Annotated in this window: 21 protein-coding genes; 12 read left to right on the top strand and 9 right to left on the bottom strand. The window is 68.1% G+C overall.

Annotated features, from left to right (window positions below):
• Positions 1 to 23 precede the first annotated feature (23 nt).
• Both OQ968_RS09455 and OQ968_RS09450 read left to right on the top strand, forming a co-directional pair.
• A complete protein-coding gene (locus OQ968_RS09455; RefSeq protein WP_324677002.1) occupies positions 24 to 1,208 on the top strand; it encodes a glycosyltransferase in 1,185 nt (394 codons plus the stop codon).
• Positions 1,209 to 1,274: 66 nt separating this feature from the next.
• On the top strand, positions 1,275 to 2,318 hold the full coding sequence (locus OQ968_RS09450; RefSeq protein WP_420715866.1) for a class I SAM-dependent methyltransferase: 1,044 nt from the start codon (positions 1,275 to 1,277) through the stop codon (positions 2,316 to 2,318).
• Between the two features lie 20 nt (positions 2,319 to 2,338).
• On the opposite strand, the gene OQ968_RS09445 is transcribed toward OQ968_RS09450, so the two are convergent.
• Positions 2,339 to 3,850 (bottom strand): FAD-dependent oxidoreductase, encoded by a 1,512-nt coding sequence (locus OQ968_RS09445; RefSeq protein WP_324677000.1) that lies wholly within the window; start codon positions 3,848 to 3,850, stop codon positions 2,339 to 2,341.
• Between the two features lie 116 nt (positions 3,851 to 3,966).
• Here OQ968_RS09445 and OQ968_RS09440 point away from each other — a divergent pair, with 116 nt between their 5' ends.
• The 3 genes from OQ968_RS09440 (at position 3,967) to katG (ending at position 8,021) form a co-directional block, all read left to right on the top strand.
• On the top strand, positions 3,967 to 5,220 hold the full coding sequence (locus OQ968_RS09440; RefSeq protein WP_324676998.1) for a L,D-transpeptidase: 1,254 nt from the start codon (positions 3,967 to 3,969) through the stop codon (positions 5,218 to 5,220).
• Between the two features lie 67 nt (positions 5,221 to 5,287).
• Entirely contained in the window at positions 5,288 to 5,728 is a 441-nt protein-coding gene (locus OQ968_RS09435; protein ID WP_324676996.1) for a Fur family transcriptional regulator, read from the top strand.
• A gap of 49 nt (positions 5,729 to 5,777) precedes the next feature.
• A complete protein-coding gene (gene katG / locus OQ968_RS09430) occupies positions 5,778 to 8,021 on the top strand; it encodes a catalase/peroxidase HPI (RefSeq protein ID WP_324676994.1) in 2,244 nt (747 codons plus the stop codon).
• A gap of 134 nt (positions 8,022 to 8,155) precedes the next feature.
• On the opposite strand, the gene OQ968_RS09425 is transcribed toward katG, so the two are convergent.
• Complete coding sequence (locus tag OQ968_RS09425; RefSeq protein WP_324676992.1) at positions 8,156 to 8,956, bottom strand: DUF1906 domain-containing protein; 801 nt, start codon at positions 8,954 to 8,956, stop codon at positions 8,156 to 8,158.
• A gap of 173 nt (positions 8,957 to 9,129) precedes the next feature.
• Between OQ968_RS09425 and OQ968_RS09420 the strand changes: the two genes are divergently transcribed.
• The 3 genes from OQ968_RS09420 to OQ968_RS09410 are packed head-to-tail and all read left to right on the top strand — an operon-like array spanning position 9,130 to position 12,168.
• A complete protein-coding gene (locus OQ968_RS09420) occupies positions 9,130 to 10,359 on the top strand; it encodes a glycosyltransferase family 4 protein (protein ID WP_324676990.1) in 1,230 nt (409 codons plus the stop codon).
• Positions 10,353 to 11,111: a class I SAM-dependent methyltransferase gene (locus OQ968_RS09415; protein ID WP_324676988.1), complete on the top strand. Its 759-nt coding sequence runs from the start codon at positions 10,353 to 10,355 to the stop codon at positions 11,109 to 11,111. Before OQ968_RS09420 ends, OQ968_RS09415 begins: the two co-directional genes overlap by 7 nt.
• Entirely contained in the window at positions 11,098 to 12,168 is a 1,071-nt protein-coding gene (locus OQ968_RS09410; protein ID WP_324676986.1) for a prenyltransferase, read from the top strand. The genes OQ968_RS09415 and OQ968_RS09410 overlap by 14 nt, the downstream gene beginning before the upstream one ends.
• Here the strand turns inward: OQ968_RS09410 and OQ968_RS09405 are convergent.
• Positions 12,155 to 12,802, bottom strand: a complete 648-nt coding sequence (locus tag OQ968_RS09405) for a class I SAM-dependent methyltransferase (protein WP_324676984.1) — start codon at positions 12,800 to 12,802, stop codon at positions 12,155 to 12,157. The two genes, OQ968_RS09410 and OQ968_RS09405, sit on opposite strands and share 14 nt — an antisense overlap.
• 117 nt (positions 12,803 to 12,919) lie before the next feature.
• Here OQ968_RS09405 and OQ968_RS09400 point away from each other — a divergent pair, with 117 nt between their 5' ends.
• Complete coding sequence (locus OQ968_RS09400; RefSeq protein WP_324677395.1) at positions 12,920 to 13,543, top strand: cutinase family protein; 624 nt, start codon at positions 12,920 to 12,922, stop codon at positions 13,541 to 13,543.
• Here OQ968_RS09400 and OQ968_RS09395 read toward each other — a convergent pair.
• The gene (locus OQ968_RS09395; RefSeq protein WP_324676982.1) at positions 13,540 to 14,844 is read right to left on the bottom strand and encodes a cytochrome P450; all 1,305 of its coding nucleotides are present in this window, start codon (positions 14,842 to 14,844) and stop codon (positions 13,540 to 13,542) included. The genes OQ968_RS09400 and OQ968_RS09395 overlap by 4 nt on opposite strands.
• 124 nt (positions 14,845 to 14,968) lie before the next feature.
• On the opposite strand from OQ968_RS09395, the gene OQ968_RS09390 reads away from it, so the two are divergent.
• Positions 14,969 to 15,634: a helix-turn-helix domain-containing protein gene (locus tag OQ968_RS09390; RefSeq protein ID WP_324676980.1), complete on the top strand. Its 666-nt coding sequence runs from the start codon at positions 14,969 to 14,971 to the stop codon at positions 15,632 to 15,634.
• A gap of 3 nt (positions 15,635 to 15,637) precedes the next feature.
• On the opposite strand, the gene OQ968_RS09385 is transcribed toward OQ968_RS09390, so the two are convergent.
• The 3 genes from OQ968_RS09385 to OQ968_RS09375 form a co-directional block, all read right to left on the bottom strand.
• Positions 15,638 to 15,877 carry a hypothetical protein gene (locus tag OQ968_RS09385; protein ID WP_324676978.1) on the bottom strand — a complete coding sequence of 80 codons (240 nt, stop codon included), beginning with the start codon at positions 15,875 to 15,877 and terminating at the stop codon, positions 15,638 to 15,640.
• Positions 15,878 to 15,882: 5 nt separating this feature from the next.
• Complete coding sequence (locus tag OQ968_RS09380; protein WP_324676976.1) at positions 15,883 to 16,320, bottom strand: hypothetical protein; 438 nt, start codon at positions 16,318 to 16,320, stop codon at positions 15,883 to 15,885.
• 204 nt (positions 16,321 to 16,524) lie between these two features.
• Positions 16,525 to 16,926: a hypothetical protein gene (locus tag OQ968_RS09375; protein ID WP_324676974.1), complete on the bottom strand. Its 402-nt coding sequence runs from the start codon at positions 16,924 to 16,926 to the stop codon at positions 16,525 to 16,527.
• Positions 16,927 to 16,979: 53 nt separating this feature from the next.
• Here OQ968_RS09375 and OQ968_RS09370 point away from each other — a divergent pair, with 53 nt between their 5' ends.
• Positions 16,980 to 17,798, top strand: coding sequence for a glycoside hydrolase family 16 protein (locus tag OQ968_RS09370; protein ID WP_324676972.1), 819 nt, complete (start codon positions 16,980 to 16,982; stop codon positions 17,796 to 17,798).
• Positions 17,799 to 17,802: 4 nt separating this feature from the next.
• Here OQ968_RS09370 and OQ968_RS09365 read toward each other — a convergent pair whose 3' ends face one another.
• Positions 17,803 to 18,459: a hypothetical protein gene (locus tag OQ968_RS09365; protein ID WP_420715879.1), complete on the bottom strand. Its 657-nt coding sequence runs from the start codon at positions 18,457 to 18,459 to the stop codon at positions 17,803 to 17,805.
• 52 nt (positions 18,460 to 18,511) lie between these two features.
• Between OQ968_RS09365 and OQ968_RS09360 the strand changes: the two genes are divergently transcribed.
• Positions 18,512 to 19,009 (top strand): RICIN domain-containing protein, encoded by a 498-nt coding sequence (locus OQ968_RS09360; protein ID WP_420715865.1) that lies wholly within the window; start codon positions 18,512 to 18,514, stop codon positions 19,007 to 19,009.
• Between the two features lie 18 nt (positions 19,010 to 19,027).
• Here the strand turns inward: OQ968_RS09360 and OQ968_RS09355 are convergent, their stop codons facing one another.
• Positions 19,028 to 19,876: an SAM-dependent methyltransferase gene (locus OQ968_RS09355; RefSeq protein ID WP_324676969.1), complete on the bottom strand. Its 849-nt coding sequence runs from the start codon at positions 19,874 to 19,876 to the stop codon at positions 19,028 to 19,030.
• Positions 19,877 to 19,896 lie beyond the last annotated feature (20 nt).

Genomic DNA, 19,896 nt, shown 5'->3' with positions numbered 1-19,896 from the left:
TGCCGAGCGGTACCGTTCCGCCGATGAAATTCGCACTGGCCGCCTATGGAAGTCGGGGTGATGTCGAGCCCTGCGTCACCATCGGCAGGGAGCTGGCGCGCCGGGGCCACGAGGTACGCATGGCCGTCCCGCCCAACATGCTTGACTTCGCGAAGTCTGCGGGGCTCGCTGCTGTCGCCTACGGGCCGGACACACGGGAGCAGATGAACGAGGCCATGGATTTCATTGGCGGCGTTGGCAATCTGATCACGGCGTTGCCCCAACTCGTCGAGCGAGTCAGCCGGGTCTGGGCGGACAAGAGCGCGGTGCTGACGTCTCTGGCAGATGGGGTTGACCTGGTAGTGGCGGGAATGAACGAACAAGAGCTGGCCACCAACGTCGCGGAGTATCACGGCATTCCGCTGGCCGCACTGCACTTCTTCCCGGTGGGGCTTTTGCCATCCGGGTGGCTGTCCTCGGGCGTCACAACAGAGGCTGCAGATGCCCAACGCCGTGCGCTCGGCCTGCCCGAGGTGACCGTGTCCGCAACGCGCGCGGACGGCGGATCGCTGGAGATCCAGGCCTACGACGAGCTCTGCTTGCCCTCGGTGGCGGCCGGCTGGCCGGAAAAGGGGACGCGACGGCCCTTCGTCGGCGCGCTGACGCTGGAATTGCCGGCGGCTGCAGACGACGAGGTCTCGGCGTGGATCGCGGCCGGAACGCCGCCCATCTACTTCGGCTTCGGCGGCACCCCCGTCGCATCTCCGGCCGACACCGTCGCCATGATCGGCGAGGCCTGCACGCAGTTGGGCGAGCGGGCGTTGATTTGTGGCGGGGCGAATGACCTCACCGGTATCGCGCATCTCGACCACGTCAAGGTGGTGGACGCGGTCAACCACGCGGCCGTCTTTCCGGTCTGCCGGGCGGTCGTCCACCATGGGGGTGCCGGCACCACGGCCGCGGGCCTGCGGGCCGGAGTCCCCGCCTTGATCCTCTGGGTGTGGCTCGATCAGCCGTTCTGGGCGGCCGCCGTCGAACACCTGAAAGTCGGCTCGGGCCACCAGTTTTCGACCACCACCAAGGAATCACTGGTCGCGGACCTGCGTTCGATCCTGGTTCCCGAATGCGCCGCTCGGGCCCGCGAGGTCGCCTCCCGAATGACGACGGCCGCCGAAAGCATAACCAGGGCTGTCGATCTGCTCGAAGACGCCGCCCGCTCGGGCGCCTAGCCGATCCGCCGAGCCCGGCCGATCCATCGCTGGTGCAAAGCGGGTCGGGTCGTGTAGAAGGGTCTGGTGGAGGATCGCGCCCCAAGGTCTTTCGATCCGTCGGTGCTGCGCGAAGCGATGGCCCGGCGCTTGTATCGCCGCGCCGAGGCCGAGGGGCAGATCAGGCTGCCGGCCGTTCCGGGATTGCTCGACGAGTACCTGACGATGTGCCAGAACCTCTTTGCGAGCTTGGGCATACCGTATACGGCCGAGCAATCCGCCCGGCTCAGGGCGGTGCTTCAGCACGAGTTGGAAAAGGCGTTCAAGGCGTCGTCGCGTTCGAACATCGTCATCTCATTCGAGACGCCCTTCGGGACGGGGTTGAAGTACCGCGTCAAGGCCGAAGTGTCAACGATCGCAGTCGAATACGACCACTGGGTGACCAGCCGCGAAGGTCCGCTGTTTGGCACGGAAGCCGATGCGCGGGTGTTGGCGCTGGCCGGTGAGGCCACGGATCCCGGTGCCAGCCGGGTGCTCGACATCGGCGCCGGGACCGGTCGCAACGCCCTGGCGCTGGCCCGCCGCGGCCACCCGGTGGACGCGATCGAGATGGCCGCGAAGTTCGCCGAGATCATTCGTTCGGAGGCAGAACGGGATTCGCTTCCGGTGCGCGTGGTCGAGAGCGACGTCTTCACCGCCGTCGAGGGCGTCCGCGACGAGTATCAGCTCATCGTGGCCTCGGAGTTGGTGCCCGACTTCCGGACGACGCGGGAGCTGCGCGGCATGTTCGAGCTCGCCGCCGACTGCCTGGCGCCCGGAGGGCGCCTGGTGTTCAACGCGTTCCTGGCGCGCGAGGGCTACACGCCCGATGACGCCGCGCGGGAATTCGCGCAGCAGTGCAACAGCACCATCTTCACCCGCGACGAGCTCGCGGGGGCGGCGGCCGAGCTTCCCCTCGTGCCCGTTGCCGACGACTTCGCCTACGAGTACGAGAAGACCCATCTGCCCGCGGGCGCCTGGCCGCCCACCGCCTGGTTCGAGGGCTGGGCCCATGGCCTGGATGTGTTCGACGTGGAGCGCGACGAGTCACCCATCGAGTTGCGCTGGCTCGTCTACCAGAAGCGGGGCTGAGCCACGCGCCGCGGGATCGCTCAGCGCGAGGCGGTCAGGTCGCGGGTGGCCGGCCCTTCCAGCAGCGTGCCGTCCGGCGCGAACCGCGACCCGTGCAGCGGGCATTCCCACGCCTGGTCCGCGTCGTTCCAGTTCACGATCCCGCCGAGGTGCGGGCACACGGGGGAGACGCGGTGCTCGGTGCCGTCGACCCGGCATCTGGCCTGGAGATTCCACGGGAGCCCGCTCACCACGCCGCCCTCGCCGTTGATCGGGTTGCGCCGGCCGGTGCGTATCGCCGGGGTGATCCAGCCCTTGGTCAAGTTGAAGCCGACCTCGAGGTTGGCCTGCATGGCGGTCAGCAGGCCCGACAGCTCGTGGGGGCTCCAGCTGGCGAACGCGCCGGCCCAGTCCATCCGGCCGCCCAGGATTCGGCTGGACAACGCCAACGCCGCGGCGGGGCCGTTCGTCATGCCCCATTTGTTGAAACCCGTTGCGACGAAGATGCTTTCGTTGTTGGGCAGGATGGGGCCCACGTACGGCAGGTGGTCGACGGGCGTGTAGTCCTGCGCCGACCAGAAATGGGTCTGCACCGCACCGGGGTAATGCTTGCGCGCCCACGACGACAGTTCCGCCAGCGACTCCGACGGGCTCTTTTCGCGGCCGACGGTATGGCCGGCGCCGCCCACGATCAATCGATTCCCGTCGGAGACCGGCGCGTAGCGCACCGAGCGCGTCGGCGAGTCGCTGGAGATCATCATCGGCCGGGTGATGTTTCCCGGGACCTTGAAGGCCAGGCAGTAGGAGCGGCTCGGCTTCACCCGCGCGAAATAGCCGCCCCGGTCCAGGATCGGGATCCCGGTGGCAAGCACCAGCTGCCCCGCCTCGAGTTCGACGTCCTGCTGCGCGGCGTCGTCGACGTGCACGCGCACCCGGTTGCCGCGGCTGGACACCCGCCGCACGCGGGCGTGCTCGACCAGTCGTCCCCCGCGGTGGAGCAGCTCCGTGGCCAACGAGTCCAGGAACGGCATCGGGTCGAACTGCGCCTGGTCGGGCAGCCGCACTCCACCGTGGTAGGGAAACGGCACGTCGGCCTCGTCGTCCCACACCGCGGGCAGGCCGACGGCCCGGCAGGCCTTCAGCTCCAGGCGCGCCGACGGCACGCCCCTGGCGGATTGGGCATAGGTGTACGCGTCTTCGCGTTGCACGGCCACACCGTGTGACTCGCAGTATTCGAGCACCCAGTCCTGGCCTTCCCGGTTGCCGTCGACATAGGCACGCGCAACACCCTTGCCGTGCCTGGGCAGCACCTTCGACAGGTGGGTGCCCTGCAGCAGGCTGATTTTCGCTGTGGTGTTCCCGGTGGCGCAGGAGCCGACGGTGTGCGCCTCCACGACCAGTACGTCCTTGCCCGCGCGGGTCAGCAGGACCGCGGTCATCAGCCCGGTGATCCCCGCGCCCACCACGACGACGTCGGCGGATCGCGGGCCATCGGCAAGCCGGCTTGCTGACCAAGGTTGTTCGGTTCGTTCGGCGAACCACAAAGAAGTCATGGCTGGGCTGGTACCCCGCGGCGGCGTCGGGAAACGGCGGATTGGTTTCAGGGCGCACGCCCCCGGGGTACTTGATGAGCAACATTTCGACGTAACGCGAGGGCCCACCAACTTTCATGCCGTCCACGAACACCGCTTCGCTCGCCCGCCGATTGCTGCTGGCCGTGTTCGTCGTCGTCGGCGTGGTCGGCGCGGTGCGGCTCGCGTCGGTGCCGCGGTGCGCGGGCGGCGGCTGCGCCCGTCCGGGGGGTTCGTCGGAGGCGGCCCGGGTGACCATCACGCCCGGTCCCAACGCGCGCGACGTCGACCCGCTGGCGCCCGTCATGGTCAAAGCCGACGTCGGGAAGCTGACCGAGGTGCGCATGGTCAATGACGTCGGCAAACCGGTCGAGGGGATCATGACGCCGGACAACACCGTCTGGAAGCCCAGCGTTCCGCTCGGCTACGGGCGCACCTACACGCTGACGCTTGCCAGCCGCGGGCCGAACGGCGTTGCGGCCACCCAAGAGTCGACATTCTCAACGCTGCAGCCCTCCAACCAGACCAAGGTGTCGCTGACCACGACGTCGGAGGCCCCCCTGCGCGACGGCGGCGCCTACGGCGTCGGGACGGTGGTGGTCGCCCACTTCGACGAGCAGATCGCCGACCGGGCCGCCGCCGAGCGACAGCTCAAGGTGACCACCAACCCACCGGTGCAGGGCTCATGGCTGTGGGTCGACAGCCAAAACGCGCACTGGCGACCCGAGCATTACTACGCGCCGGGCACCACCGTGACCGCGGAAGCCAAGATCTACGGAATCTCACTGGGCAACGGGCTATTCGGGCAAGAAGACAGCCGGGTGTCATTCCGCATCGGCGACGCGCACGTGTCTATTGCCGACGACGCCACCAAGATGGTCAGCGTCTTCGACAACGGGGCCCTGGTCCGTACGATGCCGACGTCGATGGGAATGGGCGGCACGGAAACCATTGGTTCGCAGACAATTTCGTTATGGACTCCCCCGGGCATCTACACCGTGCTCGACAAGGGCAATCCCGTCGTGATGGACTCCGCCACCTTCGGGTTGCCCCAGAATTCCCGCCTCGGATACCGGGAGACCATCAACTACGCCACCAAGATCAGCACCGACGGCATTTATCTGCACCAGCTCGACGCGACGGTGTGGGCCCAGGGTCACACCGACACCTCGCACGGATGCTTGAACCTCAACGGCGACAACGCAAAATGGTTCTACGACTTCTCGGTGCCCGGCGACGTGGTCGAGGTCCGCAACAGCGGCGGACCGCCATTGAAGCTGACGCAAAACGGCGACTGGACGCTCAGCTGGGACCAATGGCGCCACGGCAGCGCCCTCGCGCCGCCGTCCTGAGCCACCCGTTTCGCCGGCCCACCGGGAAAGTCTTGACTGATTCCAGATAAGGGGCCATATTGGCAGAGTGTCCTCATCGGCGGACTACGCGGAACAGCTGCGGATGGCCGATCTGCGTGTGACACGGCCCCGGGTCGCCGTGCTCGAGGCGGTGCACGCCCACCCGCACGCCGACACCGAGACGATCTTCTCGGCGGTGCGGCTGGGGCTGCCGGAAGTTTCCCGACAAGCCGTTTACGACGTTCTCAACGCCCTGACCTCCGCGGGTCTGGTCCGGCGCATCCAGCCGTTGGGGTTGGTCGCCCGCTACGAATCCCGCGTCGGCGACAACCACCACCACGTCGTGTGCCGATCCTGCGGCGTCATCGCCGACATCGACTGCGCGGTCGGCGAGGCGCCGTGCCTGACCCCGTCGGATGCCGACAACATCCTTGATGGCTTCGTTCTCGACGAGGCGGAAGTCATCTATTGGGGCCTGTGCCCCGACTGCTCGAGTGCAAGTCCATAGATCACAGCCGTGATCGCAGCCCGATTCACCCACCCCCGAAAGGAATGCTGTGTCATCCACATCCGATAGCCGTCCACCCCAGCCACAGGTCAAGACGGCCAGCACCAGCGAGAGCGAAAGCCCGGCAATCCCCTCGCCAAAGCCGAAAGCGCATGCCCCGCTGACCAACCGGGACTGGTGGCCCGACCAGATCGACGTGTCGTTGCTGCACCCGCACCCGCCGGCGGAGAATCCGCTCGGCGAGGACTTCGACTACGCCGCCGAGTTCGCCAAGCTGGACGTCGACGCGCTCAAGGCGGACGTGATCTCGGTGATGACCACCTCGCAAGACTGGTGGCCCGCTGACTACGGCAACTACGGCGGCCTGTTCATTCGGATGAGCTGGCATGCCGCGGGCACCTACCGCATCCACGACGGCCGCGGCGGCGGCGGCCAGGGCATGCAGCGCTTCGCCCCGATCAACAGCTGGCCGGACAACGTGAGCCTGGACAAGGCCCGCCGGCTGCTGTGGCCGGTCAAGAAGAAGTACGGCAACAAGATCTCCTGGGCCGACCTGATCATCTTCGCCGGCAACTGCGCGCTGGAGTCGATGGGGTTCAAAACCTTTGGCTTCGGCTTCGGCCGCGAGGACGTCTGGGGGCCCGAAGAGATGCTCTGGGGCGAAGAGGACGAATGGCTGGGCACCGACAAGCGCTACTCCGGCGGCGGTGAACGGAATCTCGCCCAGCCCTACGGCGCGACCACCATGGGCCTGATCTATGTGAACCCGGAGGGACCCGAGGGCAAGCCGGACCCAATCGCCGCGGCGATCGACATCCGCGAGACGTTCGGCCGGATGGCGATGAACGACGAGGAGACCGCCGCCCTGATCGTCGGTGGTCACACCTTCGGCAAGACGCACGGCGCCGGCAGCGGCGACCTGGTCGGCCCCGAGCCGGAGGCCGCCCCGATCGAACAGCAGGGGCTGGGCTGGAAGAGCTCCTACGGCACCGGAGTGGGCAAGGATGCCATCACCAGCGGCCTGGAGGTGGTCTGGACGCCCACGCCGACTAAGTGGGACAACTCCTTCCTGGAGACCCTGTACGGCTACGAGTGGGAGCTGACCAAGAGCCCCGGCGATGCCTGGCAGTTCACGGCCAAGGACGGCGCCGGCGCGGGCACCATCCCCGACCCGTTCGGCGGACCGGGTCGCGCCCCGACGATGCTGGTGACCGACATCTCGATGCGCGAGTCGCCGATCTACCGCGACATCACCCGGCGCTGGCTGGACCATCCCGAGGAGCTGGCTGAGGCGTTCGCCAAGGCCTGGTACAAGCTGCTGCATCGCGACATGGGGCCCATCACCCGCTACCTCGGGCCGTGGGTCGCCGAGCCCCAGCTGTGGCAGGACCCGGTTCCGGACGTCGACCACGAGCTCGTCGACGACAAGGACGTCGCGGCGCTGAAGAAGAAGGTGCTGGAGTCCGGCCTGACGGTTCAGCAGCTGGTCAAGACGGCATGGTCGGCGGCGTCCAGCTTCCGCCGCACCGACAAGCGCGGCGGTGCCAACGGCGGGCGGCTGCGCCTCGAGCCGCAGCGCAGCTGGGAGTGCAACGAGCCCTCCGAGCTGGACAAGGTGCTGCCGGTGCTGGAGGGCATCCAGCGGGACTTCAACGCGTCGGCATCCGGCGGCAAGAAGATCTCGCTGGCCGACCTGATCGTGCTGGCCGGTTCCGCGGCGGTCGAGAAGGCGGCCAAGGACGCCGGCTACGAGATCTCGGTGCACTTCGCGCCGGGTCGCACCGATGCGTCGCAGGAGAACACGGATGTGGAGTCGTTCGCGGTGCTCGAGCCGCGGGCCGACGGGTTCCGCAACTACATCCGTCCGGGCGAGAAGGCGCCGCTGGAACAGCTGCTGGTCGAGCGGGCGTACCTGCTGGGCGTGACGGCCCCGGAGCTGACGGTGCTCGTCGGTGGCCTGCGCGCGCTGGGCGCCAATCACGGCGGCAGCAAGCACGGCGTGTTCACCGACCGGCCCGGCGCGTTGACCAACGACTTCTTCGCCAACCTGGTCGACATGGGTAACGAGTGGAAGGCGTCGGAGACGGCCGAGAACGTCTACGAGGTGCGCGACCGCTCCACGGGTCAGCTCAAGTGGACGGCCACCGCCAACGATCTGGTGTTCGGCTCCAATTCGGTGCTGCGCGCGCTGTCCGAGGTCTACGCGCAGGACGACGCCCAGGGGAAGTTCGTGGAGGACTTCGTCGCGGCGTGGGTCAAGGTCATGAACAACGACCGGTTCGACCTCAAGTAAGAGCGGATACCCCGCGACGCCCCCGGGCCACCGGTTCGGGGGCGTCGTCCGTTCGACCTGACGGCGCGCCGTTCCGCGACACTTAAGCAGTTGCGACGACACGCCGCGGGCCGTCGCACAGGTTTAAGTCTCGTTCAGCGGTCCAGGTCCCACTGCCCGTAGTCGGTCGCGAGGACGTCGTCGACGTCGACGTTGATGCCGCCCAGCAGCGGGCCCGGGCTCGACGGGCTGTTGACCACGGCCTGATAGAGCACCGCCGCGGGCTCTCGCGCGCCGTTCGACCATGACCTCGTCTGCCATGCCCACTTGAACCCCGGCGTGCTCGAGTTCCCTATCACGCCGTCGCGGATCGCCCAGCCACACGCCCGGGCGTGCCCGTAGATGCCGGTGCGGCCCACGCCCAGAACCGAGTTGATTCCCCGAAACCATTGGACGGCAACGCCATTCCAGGTGTTGGGATCGATGTCTTCGTCGACGCTGAAGAAGATCGGCGCCGAATTCGGGCCCCCAGCCGCACCGTGCAGCCGCGAGGCCGTCTGGGCGTCCGCCACCCCGCCGTCGTACCCGCGGGTGTAGTCCGACGGCGTGGGCCAGCCGGGCTTGCCGTACTGGTAGTTGCTGACGATGTGCAGGCCCGCGGCCCGCAGCGCGTCCGCGTATTCGCGGGTGATGGGTTTCGCCTCGAAGTGCGCCCCCGGCCGCTCCTCGGAGACATAGTTGACCACCCCGTCGTAGCCCGCCGCTTTGATCTCGGCGGGCGCGATCCGGCGCTCCGCGAAATCGATCAGGGTGAGGTTGGCGGCGGCCGCCTGCTGTGCGCCGGGACTTCCGGCCACTGCGCCGAGCCCGAGCAGCGCCGACGCGAATCTGAGGGCTTGGCGTCGTGAAACGGATCGGGGCGCGCCGCGTCCGCCGGGCGCAGCCGAATCGTGCACCGCGCGATGGTAACAAAGCCAGGTCGGGGCGGTCCCACGTTGCATCAATTAGCTGATCGAACTATAGTCTGGACACATGTCCAGTTTGCCGTCGCGGTGTTTGCGAGCGCGTTGATGGCGGTGGATCGGGGGGTGCCCGTCGGCGATCTTCGGCCAGCGGATAAGAGTTGAGTATGCGAATTGCCCTGCTGTCCTACCGCAGTAAGACCCATTGCGGCGGACAGGGAGTCTACGTGCGCCACCTCAGCCACGGTCTGGTGGAGCTCGGTCACGACGTCGAGGTGTTTTCCGGCCAGCCCTATCCGGAGCTGCTCGACCCGCGCGTGCGATTGACCAAGGTGCCAAGCCTCGACCTGTACCGCGAGCCGGACCCGTTCCGGGTGCCGCGCCCGAGCGAGATTCGCGACTCGATCGACCTGTTGGAGCTCCTCACCGTGTGGACCGCGGGCTTTCCCGAACCACGCACGTTCACGCTTCGCGTCGCGCGGCTGCTGGCTCGGCGCGCGGCCGACTTCGACGTCGTCCACGACAACCAGAGCCTGGGAACCGGGCTGCTCACCATCGCGGACGCCGGGTTGCCGGTGGTGGCAACGGTGCACCACCCCATCACCCGTGATCGGGTGCTCGATCTCGCCGCCGCGCGGTGGTGGCGAAAACCGTTGGTGCACAGATGGTATGGGTTTTCCACGATGCAGGAACAGGTGGCGCGCCGGATCCCGGACCTGTTGACGGTGTCGTCGTCGTCGGCGGCCGACATCGTCGCCGACTTCGGTGTCTCGCCCGACCAACTGCACGTGGTGCCCCTGGGCGTGAACACCGACCTCTTCAGGCCGGGGCCGCTGCCGCGGACACCCGGCCGGGTCATCGCCATCGCCAGCGCCGACACCCCACTCAAGGGCGTGCGGACACTGTTGCACGCGGTCGCCCGGCTGCGCACCCGCCGGGACCTGGAGCTGCGGCTGGTCGCCAAGGTGGAACCCAACGGCCCCACCCACAAACTCATCGCCGAACTGGGCATCTCCGACATCGTCCACATCACCAGCGGCCTGTCCGACGGCGAGCTGGCCGCATTGTTCGCGTCGGCCGAGGTCGCCTGCATTCCCTCGCTCTACGAAGGCTTTTCGCTGCCGGCGGTGGAGGCCATGGCGAGTGGCACCCCGATCGTCGCGAGCCGGGTGGGCGCGCTGCCCGAGGTCGTGGGCGACGACGGCGCCTGCGCCGAGTTGGTGCCGCCGGCCGATGTCGATGCGCTGACGCGCGCGCTCGGCGAGCTGCTCGACTCCCCGGACAAGCGGCGCAGCCTGGGGAAGGCGGGCAGGGCGCGCGCCGTCAACGTGTTCAGTTGGGAGGCCGTGGCCGCCCAGACGGTGCGGGTCTATGAGCAGGCGATCGCGCGATGCTGACGGTCGATTTCGACCGGCTGGGCATCGGGCCGTCGACCAAGGTCATCGACGTCGGCTGCGGCGCGGGCCGGCATGCGTTCGAGGCGTATCGGCGCGGTGCCGACGTCGTCGCCTTCGACCGCGACGAGTCCGAGCTGCGTTCGGTGGACACGATCCTGCGTGCGATGGCCGAGGCCGGCGAGGCTCCCGCTACCGCGTCGGCGAGCGTGGTCGCCGGTGACGCGCTGAGCCTGCCGTACGCGGACGAGATGTTCGACTGCGTGATCGCGTCCGAAATCCTGGAACACATACCGGAAGACGACGCGGCCATCGCCGAATTGATCAGGGTGCTCAAGGTCGGCGGCACCTTGGTGGTCAGCGTCCCGAGATGGCTGCCCGAGCGGGTCTGCTGGCTCCTTTCCGAGGAATACCACAGCAACGACGGCGGCCACGTGCGCATCTACCGGGCCAGCCGATTGCGGGACAAGATCGCCGGTGGCGGCATGCGTTTGACGCACGCGCATCATGCCCACGCGCTGCACTCGCCATTCTGGTGGCTGAAATGCGCTGTGGGCGTGTCGAATACCGACCATGCCGCGGTCGCCGCCTACCACAAACTGCTGGTGTGGGACCTGATGCACCGGCCGAAGATCACGCAGCTGGCGGAGTCGCTGCTCAATCCGGTCGTCGGCAAGAGCGTCGCGATGTATTTCACCAAGGAGCAGGCGGCCGAAAGCCGTAATACCCCGAGGTATTCAGTTGCATCGGTTTGAGCCGCCGGCGATTCCGGGCGTTCTGTCCCCCGGGCAATGCCGGCAGACCGCGCTTTCCATCGCCGCGGCGCAGGAGTCGTCGGGCGCCATCCCGTGGTTCGACGGTGGCCACACGGACCCGTGGGATCACGTGGAATGCGCGATGGCGCTCACCGCGGCCGGTCAGCTGGAGCCGGCGCGGGCCGCGTTCGAATGGAGCCGTCGCACCCAGCGTCCGGATGGCTCGTGGCCCATCCAATTCCGCTCGGGGGCCGTCGAAGACGCCAACAGCGACAGCAACTTCTGCGCCTACATCGCCACCGGCGTCTGGCATCACGTGCTGGTGACCGGCGACGAGTCATTCGGTGCGGCGATGTGGCCCACGGTGCGAAAGGCGATCGATTTCGTCATCGACCTGCAGGTCGGCTACGGCGAGATTTGCTGGGCGCGAAGCGAATCCGGACCCCTTCCGGAAGCGCTGATGACCGGCTGCGCCAGCGTGTTCCACAGCATCCGATGCGCCCTGGCGCTCGCCGCACTGGTCGGGGACCCGCAGCCCGAGTGGGAGCTGGCGCTCGGCCGGCTGGGCCACGCGCTCGTCGCGCATCCCGAGGCGTTCACCGAAAAGGACCGCTATTCGATGGACTGGTACTACCCCATCCTCGGCGGCGCGCTGCGGGGCCCGGCGGCGGCCGCGCGAATCAGGCAGCGGTGGGACGACTTTGTGGTCCGCGGCCTCGGCATTCGGTGCGTGGACGACCGGCCCTGGGTCACCGGCGCGGAGACGTGCGAACTGGTGATGGCCCTCGACGCCATCGGCCACCGGTCGTCCGCGCACCAGCAATTCGCCGCGATGCATCACCTGCGCGAGGACGACGGATCGTACTGGACCGGTTTGGTGTTCGCGGACGGCAAACGCTGGCCCGAGGAGCGCACCACCTGGACCGGTGCGGCGATGATCCTGGCGGCCGACGCGCTGTCCAACACCACGCCGGGCGCGGGCATCTTCCGCGGCGACGAGCTGCCGATGGGCCTGCAGACCGACTTCGACTGCGAATGCGTGGCTACGGGCCGCTGATGCGTTCGAGCACCCGCAGCGAGCCGGTGGCCGACACCTCGCGGAACTGCCCGGAATCGATTGCGCGGCAATAGATGTAGTATGGCGGCCGCCCGCCGTCCTTTGGGTCGGGGAACACGTCATGGATGACCAGCGCGCCGCCCACCGTCACCCACCTCGCCCAGCCTTCGAAGTCCTGCGTTGCGGCGGCCTCGGAGTGGCCGCCGTCGATGAAAAGGAACTGCAGCGGCGTGCTCCACGCCCGCGCCACGACCGGTGACCTGCCGACGATGGCCACCACGTGGTCGTCCAGCCCCGCGGCGTCGAGGGTGCGACGAAACGTCGGCAACGTGTCGAACAGTCCGGTGACGTCGTCGACCATCGAGGCGTCGTGGAATTCCCAGCCGGGCTGGTGCTCCTCGGAGCCGTGGTGATGATCGATCGTGCAGAGCACGCTGGCGGTTTGCTGCGCCGCCGCGCCGAGCATCAGGGTGGATTTGCCGCAGTAGGTACCGATCTCGACGCCGACGCCGCCGTCGAGGTAGCGCAGCGCGGCCTGGTACAGCGCGCGCCCCTCGTCGGCGGGCATGAAACCCGGCACCTGCTCGGCCAGCGCGAATAGACGCTCGGGCGCGTCGGCGGCTACGTCACTCATGCACCGAACCTATCGTTGTTCGTTTCGGCCGTTTTCGACTACCCAGCGGCCGGGCCGAGATCGCTTTAATATCATGCTGTGCTCGCCTCGCTTGTCCGTAAATTCGTTGGTGCCGGCCTGGTCACCGCCACGATCGCCACCGCGTTGCCGTTGGCCGCCGGGCCGGCCGCCGCGGCGAACTGTCCCCAGGTGCAAATCGTCTTTGCCCGCGGCCGAAACGAGTCGCCGGGACCCGGCGCGCTCGGCAGCGCGTTCATCAACGCGGTCCAATCCAAGGCCGGCAACAAAACCATCGGCACCTACGCCGTGCGGTACCCCGCCGACACCGAGGTCGACGTCGGTGCCAACGACATGAGCCGCCACATCCAGGACATGGTCAATAGCTGCCCGAACACCCGGCTGGTGCTGGGCGGCTACTCGCTGGGCGCGGCGGTCACCGATGTGGTCCTCGCCGCGCCGATCTCCGCGTTCGGTTTCAACAGCCCCCTGCCGCCGGGGACCGACCAGCACATCGCGGCGATCGCCTTGTTCGGCAACGGAAGCCAGTGGGTGGGCCCGATCACCAACTTCAACCCGATCTACAACGACCGGACCATCGAGCTGTGCCACGGCGCCGATCCCGTGTGCAACCCGGCCGACCCCAACACCTGGAAGCAGAACTGGCCCGCACATCTCGCGGGTGCCTACATCGACGCGGGCATGGCCAACCAGGCCGCCGACTTCGTCGTGGGCAAGCTCTAAACGGAGACGACCGTCCCGGAGCCGAGCGTGACGGGCAGGCGGGCGAACCCGCGGAGGTTGACCAGCCCGCGCCGTTGCGGTGGGCCGCTCAGCTGCAGGTTGGGATACGTCTGGAACAGCGCGCGCAGCGCGGTGGTCGCCTCGACGCGAGCCAGGGCGGCGCCCAGGCAGGCGTGGATCCCCGACGCGAACGCCAGATGGTCTCGGGCATTCGGCCGAGCGACGTCGAAACGGTCCGGATCGGGGAAGACGGCCGGGTCGCGATTGGCGCCGCCGAGCAGCAGGCTGACCATGTCCCCGGCCGCGATGCGCCGGCCCACCAGGTCGAGGTCGCAGAGCGCGGTGCGCGCGGTCATCTGGACCGGGCTGTCGAGCCGGAGGATCTCCTCCACGGCGCTCGGCCACAGCTCGGGGTCGTCGCGCAGCCGGGCCAATTGGTCGGGGTGTTGCAACAGCAGCACGACGCCGTTGCCGATCAGGTTGACGGTCGTCTCGAAGCCCGCGCCGATGAGAAGGGCGGCGTTGGCGGTGAATTCGTGGTCGTTCAGCGCGCCATGGGCCGCCAGCCGGCTGAACGGGTTGTCCCCCGGCTCGCCGGAGCGCAGTTCGTGGAAGCGCTCACGCAGCTCGTGATCGGCGCCGCGCAGGCTGTCGATGGCCTGCCGGTAGGTGCGCCAGCCGATCCCGATGTCCAGCAGCGGCGCTCCGCTGTGTCCCCACTGCAGCATCCACGGGTGGGTGTCGGGGGCCAGGTCGAGGATCTCGGCGATGATGGCCACCGGCAGTTGGGACGCGAAGTCGGCGATCAGGTCCGGATGGGGTGTGTGCGCAAGGCGACCGATCAGCCGGTCTGTCACCTCCACGACGCGGGCGCTGAGCCGGTCGATCGCCCGCGGTGTGAAGCTCTGCGCCACCAGCTGCCGATAGCGGGTGTGCTCGGGAGGGTCGACGACGACCATGGCGGGCGGTTCGACCGGATTGGCCACCCCCTTGTCGTCGGTGCGGGCGATGAGAGTCCGCAGCGGGCGCGGCAGGTCCATGGTGGACGGCGCCGTCACGCCGAAACGCTTGTCGCGCAACACGTCCCGGCAGACGCCGTGGTCCACGCTGATCCAGGTGAACGGAGTCCGCGTCAGCGGTCCGCGCGCCCGGATCTGCTCCATCAGCGGATAGGGATCGACGGCGCGACCGTGGCCGGCGATCAAGCGGGCCAACGGGTCGCCGCGCAGCGCCTGAACCTTCATGAACGCCCGGGCCACGCCGTGCATGGCCGCCCACCGAACCCACATACGAACGCCCATTGCGACCCCCTACCAGCAGCAACCTCGCTACGCTAGCGGTTGCGAGACAAGCAGACGTAAAATGTCTCGCACGTATCAATCGCTACGATACGGCGACCCGGATGAGCCAGCAAGGAGCAATCACGTGACCGCGAGCCGAACGGCGGAATTCGTGCGGCGCCTCGCCGCGCCCGAGCCCGCCGTGCTCGCCCAACTGCGCGACCCCGACGACATCACCACCCGCATCCTGGCCGCCACGCTCGAGCAGGCCGAACTCGTCGGAATGCGGCGCATGACGATGGAGGACGTCGCTCGCCGCAGCGGGGTCGGCCGCGCGACCCTCTACCGCCGCTTCCCCACCAAGGGTGCCCTCATCGACGCCGTCGTCCTCGCCGAGGCCCGCCGCTACTTCGACGGTCACGCGCGGGCCTGCTCGCATGCCACCACGCTGGAAGACCGACTGGTCTACGGGACCGTGTTCACCGTGACGTTCCTGCGGGAGCACGGCCTGCTCAAGAGGTTGCTGCGCGCCGAGCCGGAGACCATCCTGCCGAGCCTGACCACCGACGCCGGTCCCATCCTCGACTTCGCCACCGAGCAGTCGGCGGCCGAGCTGAGGGCCGAGATCTACGGCGGCGCCGCCACCACGCCCGAGCAGGAGCGACACTTACGTGCGGTCGCCGAGCTGCACACCCGCTTGACGCTGTCCTTCATCGTCACCCAGCACACCGGCATCAATCTCGCGACGATCGACGACACGCGCGCGTTCGTGCGCCACTACCTGCTGCCGATGATCACCGGACCCCGCTGATCCTCACGCTTCGTACTCGACGTGGTACCAGTGGCGAATCGGTCTCCGGCTCCTGTCCGGCTGGCCGGTGTCCGTCGCGCCGACGACGCTGACGCCCGTCACGCCGGGATTGTGCGCCTCGATGTAGCGCTCCAGCTCACGCAGGAGCGCGCCACGCGGCTGCGCCGGGTTGGCAAGCGCCCTCGTTCGGTGCGTTCGCGGCACAGAGACGATGATGCCGACGTATTCGCTGATGTGCAGCATGGCTATTACCCTGTCGTGCAAGGTGTTTCGTTGCGTCGCCGCGCCCGCAAGCCCGCGTAGCCCAGCACCAGCCCCGTCCCGATCTCGGCGACGGCCGTGAGCCACGAGAACCATGTGACGTTGATGCGCGGCCCGGAGGTGAAGCTGTCCTGCAAGCCCGGGAGAAACGTGGGCAGCAGATGCGCGTACGCAAACAGAGCCGCGCTGCCGAAACCGACGGCGATCGCCGCCTCGGAAGCCCATCGGTGGTGCCGCAGGATCAGCACGACAGCGACAACCACGAAAACTCCCTGGATCATCCCGCCGGCCATGATTGCGGGCGGAGATGCCGCCATCCCCCGCCGAAGGTGGTCTATCCCGTGGAGCGCGAAAGCCGCGGTGAACACGAGCACCGCCTCGGCCAGCGGACGGCGGGCTGTTGGTGAATCCGAGTCGTTGGACATCTTTGTCCTCCCCACCATCGACTACTACAGAGGGTAGTAGATCATCGGGCGGATGTAAACGGACCCGTCCGGCCGGGCGAATAGCGCGACGCGGAATTTCACGAATAACGGTGGTGAAAATTGGCTCAGCTATTGCGGTTATTGCGCTGCGGCACAGCCCAATTCGCTGGGTCGATTCGCCGGCCGCGCAGCGCGCAAGCGTTTTCAGGCCGGCGTGTCAGTGCCCGAGTAGACCTTGAAGTTGCGGACGACAGGGGCGACGTGCTCCCCCGCGGCGGCGCGGCGCCGGGCCAGGGATGACGGGTGGCGGCGCATCGATTCGCTGCGCTGTCGGGCGCGCCGCTGGGCCGCGACCCAAGCCGGATGTGAGTGCAGGAAAATAACCGTCGCTCCTGATGCATTCGCCACGATTGTCAACTCCTCCCAGAGCAACTCGCTGCAAAAGCCGGTGGTTATCGGGTCGTGATCCAAGAATGCCCAGCCAATCCTGAGACCAAACCAACAGCGATCTTGAGAATTGGCCGTGAATTCGTGGTAAATCCCGGGCCACCACTGTGCCGTCGTCCCTTTTGGGTCGACGGCGATCCAAAGGGTAGCGACGGCCACCGACAAATTCCTGTTTCGAGCCCACACCGGCGGGCTGCTATCGTCGCTTGCTTATGCCCGAGATGGATCGCCGCCGCATGATGCTGACGGCAGGGATCGGCGTGCTGGCGGCCGCGCTCCCCATCCCTGAGGCCCGCGCCTTCCCGTCGCGACCGGATGCACCGAGCGGTCAGACCGGAACCTACGTTTTCCAGGACGAGTTCGACGGGCCGGCCGGGTCGGCGCCCGATGCCTCGAAGTGGACGGTCGCGCGGGCCCGCGAGCAGATCAAGGACCCGACGTATTGGGAGCGGCCCGAGAACATCGGACAGTACCGCGACGATCGCCGCAATGTGTTCGTCGACGGCAAGTCCAACCTGGTCCTGCGGGCCGCGAAAGATGGCCCCACCTATTTCAGCGGCAAGGTCCAGAGCAACTGGCGCGGCGGGGTCGGCCATACCTGGGAGGCCCGCATCAAGCTCGACTGCCTGACGCCCGGCGCCTGGCCCGCGTACTGGCTGGGCAATGAGGATCAGGGCGAAATCGACGTCGTCGAGTGGTACGGCAACGGCAACTGGCCCTCGGCCACCACCGTCCATGCGAAGGCGAACGGCGGCGAATGGAAGACCCACAACATCGCCGTCGACAGCGGGTGGCACACCTGGCGATGCCAGTGGGATGCGGCGGGCATCCGCTTCTGGAAGGACTACACCGAGGGCGCGCAACCGTACTTCGACGTACCGGCGAGCTCGCTGCCCGACTGGCCGTTCAACAACCCGGGCTACACCGCTTTTCCGGTGTTCAACCTCGCGGTTGCCGGTTCCGGCGGCGGCGACCCCGGATCCGGGACCTATCCCGCGGACATGCTGATCGACTGGATCCGCGTCTGGTAGACGCTCAGTTTCCGGCGAACCAGGCGCTGGTCACCGCGCGGGTCCGCGGCGGCGGGAAGTGGGCTGTCGGGGTGCCCAGCTGACCCACTCGGACCGTCCAGGCCGGTCCCGAGCGGTCGATGCTCCCAGTCCCCCGGCCCGGAGGCTCCAGGACATACAGGTTCGACCCGGGGTCCCCGCACCAGTACGCGCCGACGTATCCGTCGTCGCGGCCGCCCCACGCGCCGCCGTTGCGAAGCAGGCAATGCGTGCCGTCGTCGAGGGCCAGCGCGAAGGGATCAGGTGTGTCGGTGGCCTGAACCGGCGGGAGCGAACCGCGATAGGCCACCCGATGCAGGCTCCTGTCCCACGGGTTGTCCACGCACAGCAGCGATCCGGCCGTCGCCGGCCAGCAGGTGCCCGCGCCGGCCGCACTGGGCGAGCAGTAGTAGATATTGTTTGCGACGGCCGACGGTGACGGTGTCGTGCAGTCGTCGACCTCGAAGACGTTGCCCCGCGTGGGCGCCTCCCGGTATCCGTTGATGGGTTGACCACCGGATCCGACGGCCACGGTGGTGATCACCTGGGTGGGCGGGGGGTCGGCGCCCGCCGGTCCGGCCGTCCACAGGACGGCCGTGGCCGTCGAAGTGATCGACACCATGGCGATTCGTAATGCGTCCACCGGGTAATCGTCCAGCACCGCGACGCCTGCGGCACAAGAAGGGCACGAGAGGATGGTGCTGAAAATGTGTGGATCCCGGTTGATCGGGGGTGTGCGCCGGTCCCTCGTCGTAGCCGGCGCGGCGCTCGGTGTGGCGCTGCTGGGCGCGGGTGTGGCGAGCGCCGCCGGCCCGGTCCAGCTGAAGAGCCGGATGGGCAATTGGTGTCTCGACAACCCGACTGGGAACAACGCCGCGACGGTGATCAACGCCTGCAACGGGTCGAAGTCCCAGCTCTGGAACCTCAACTCCGCCAGTCAGATCGAGAGCGCGGCCTTCCCCGGGAACTGCCTGAGCATCGCCAGCGCGGCGGACACCACCCCGGTAATCCTCTCGACCTGTCAGGCCGACTCAAACAACCAGCGGTGGAACACCCAACCCAACGGCCAGGTCACGAGCGCCCTCGGCCCCTGCCTCAACATCAACGGCGGCGTGGCGAACCCCGGGACCGCGGTGATCGCCTACCACTGCATCCCCGACGTGACCGACGAGCAGTGGGACAGCGTTTCGTAGATGGCGTTCGTCGGCCGCTCAATGGGTGAGCAGGGCGACCGCGGCCGAGGTCCTGCGTCCGGGGCGGCGCAGATCCGTCGGGGGCAGCAAGCGGGCGAGCGGCCGCATCGACATCGGTAAGCGATGCAGCCGGTGGGCGGCCTCGAACAGTGACTGCGCCTCGACGGTGCGCCAGCCCTGCTCTTCGAAGTAGGCGAGCCCATTCTCGGGTGCGAACCTGAAGGGCGCGTTCTGCGACAGGTCGGCCATCTTCTTGTTCATCATCTTCTTCAGGCCCGGAAACGCGAATTCGAGCATCCACCAGGCGACCTCGGGCCGCTTGATCGCATCCGAAAGCGCGGTGACGTCACGGTCTTCGAGATACATCAACAGGCCCTCGGTCAGCACCAGCGCCTTGGTGGCGCCGTCCAGCGCGGCGTCGAAGAAGGCGTCGCGGGCGGGTGGGTCGGCCAGGTCGACGGCGGAGCGGGTCAACCGGCATCGTGGCGTCTGGTCGGCGAGCAGCTGTGTCTTTTCGGCGAGCAGCGCCGGCAGGTCCGCTTCCACCCAGGTCAGATCGGCGGGAAGGTCCAACCGGTAGGGCCGCGTGTCGAGACCGGCGGCCAGATTCAACACCCGGTCACAGCCGTCTTCTATCGCACGGGCAATGGCGTCGTCGATGACCTTGGTGCGCGCGACCAGCCACCACCCGCTGCGGCTCCTCCGCGGGGTCCCGGCGACGATGGCGCGGCCGTGTTCGCCGGCGAGCTGTTCGGCGAGCGGGTCGCTGAACAGCGCATCGGGGCGCGCAGATTCGGTGGCCCGGTGCAACGCCGTCCACCGGGCCGTATCGGAAACGTGGGTGATCGTGTGCCCGGTGCCTGACATACGTGCGTTATAGCACTCGC

The organism is Mycobacterium sp. 663a-19 (assembly GCF_035616495.1).
Classification (GTDB): domain Bacteria; phylum Actinomycetota; class Actinomycetes; order Mycobacteriales; family Mycobacteriaceae; genus Mycobacterium.
This window is presented reverse-complemented; position numbering and strand designations above follow the sequence as displayed.

Excerpts from the sequence above, each read along its gene's own strand:
- OQ968_RS09440 (WP_324676998.1), top strand. The coding sequence starts at position 3,967 with ATGCCGTCCACGAACACCGCTTCGCTCGCCCGCCGATTGCTGCTGGCC.
- OQ968_RS09395 (WP_324676982.1), bottom strand. The coding sequence starts at position 14,844 with ATGGGCGTTCGTATGTGGGTTCGGTGGGCGGCCATGCACGGCGTGGCC.
- OQ968_RS09355 (WP_324676969.1), bottom strand. The coding sequence starts at position 19,876 with ATGTCAGGCACCGGGCACACGATCACCCACGTTTCCGATACGGCCCGG.
- OQ968_RS09360 (WP_420715865.1), top strand. The coding sequence starts at position 18,512 with ATGGTGCTGAAAATGTGTGGATCCCGGTTGATCGGGGGTGTGCGCCGG.
- OQ968_RS09380 (WP_324676976.1), bottom strand. The coding sequence starts at position 16,320 with ATGTCCAACGACTCGGATTCACCAACAGCCCGCCGTCCGCTGGCCGAG.
- OQ968_RS09445 (WP_324677000.1), bottom strand. The coding sequence starts at position 3,850 with ATGACTTCTTTGTGGTTCGCCGAACGAACCGAACAACCTTGGTCAGCA.
- OQ968_RS09385 (WP_324676978.1), bottom strand. The coding sequence starts at position 15,877 with ATGCTGCACATCAGCGAATACGTCGGCATCATCGTCTCTGTGCCGCGA.
- OQ968_RS09455 (WP_324677002.1), top strand. The coding sequence starts at position 24 with ATGAAATTCGCACTGGCCGCCTATGGAAGTCGGGGTGATGTCGAGCCC.
- OQ968_RS09405 (WP_324676984.1), bottom strand. The coding sequence starts at position 12,802 with ATGAGTGACGTAGCCGCCGACGCGCCCGAGCGTCTATTCGCGCTGGCC.
- OQ968_RS09415 (WP_324676988.1), top strand. The coding sequence starts at position 10,353 with ATGCTGACGGTCGATTTCGACCGGCTGGGCATCGGGCCGTCGACCAAG.
- OQ968_RS09370 (WP_324676972.1), top strand. The coding sequence starts at position 16,980 with ATGCCCGAGATGGATCGCCGCCGCATGATGCTGACGGCAGGGATCGGC.
- OQ968_RS09420 (WP_324676990.1), top strand. The coding sequence starts at position 9,130 with ATGCGAATTGCCCTGCTGTCCTACCGCAGTAAGACCCATTGCGGCGGA.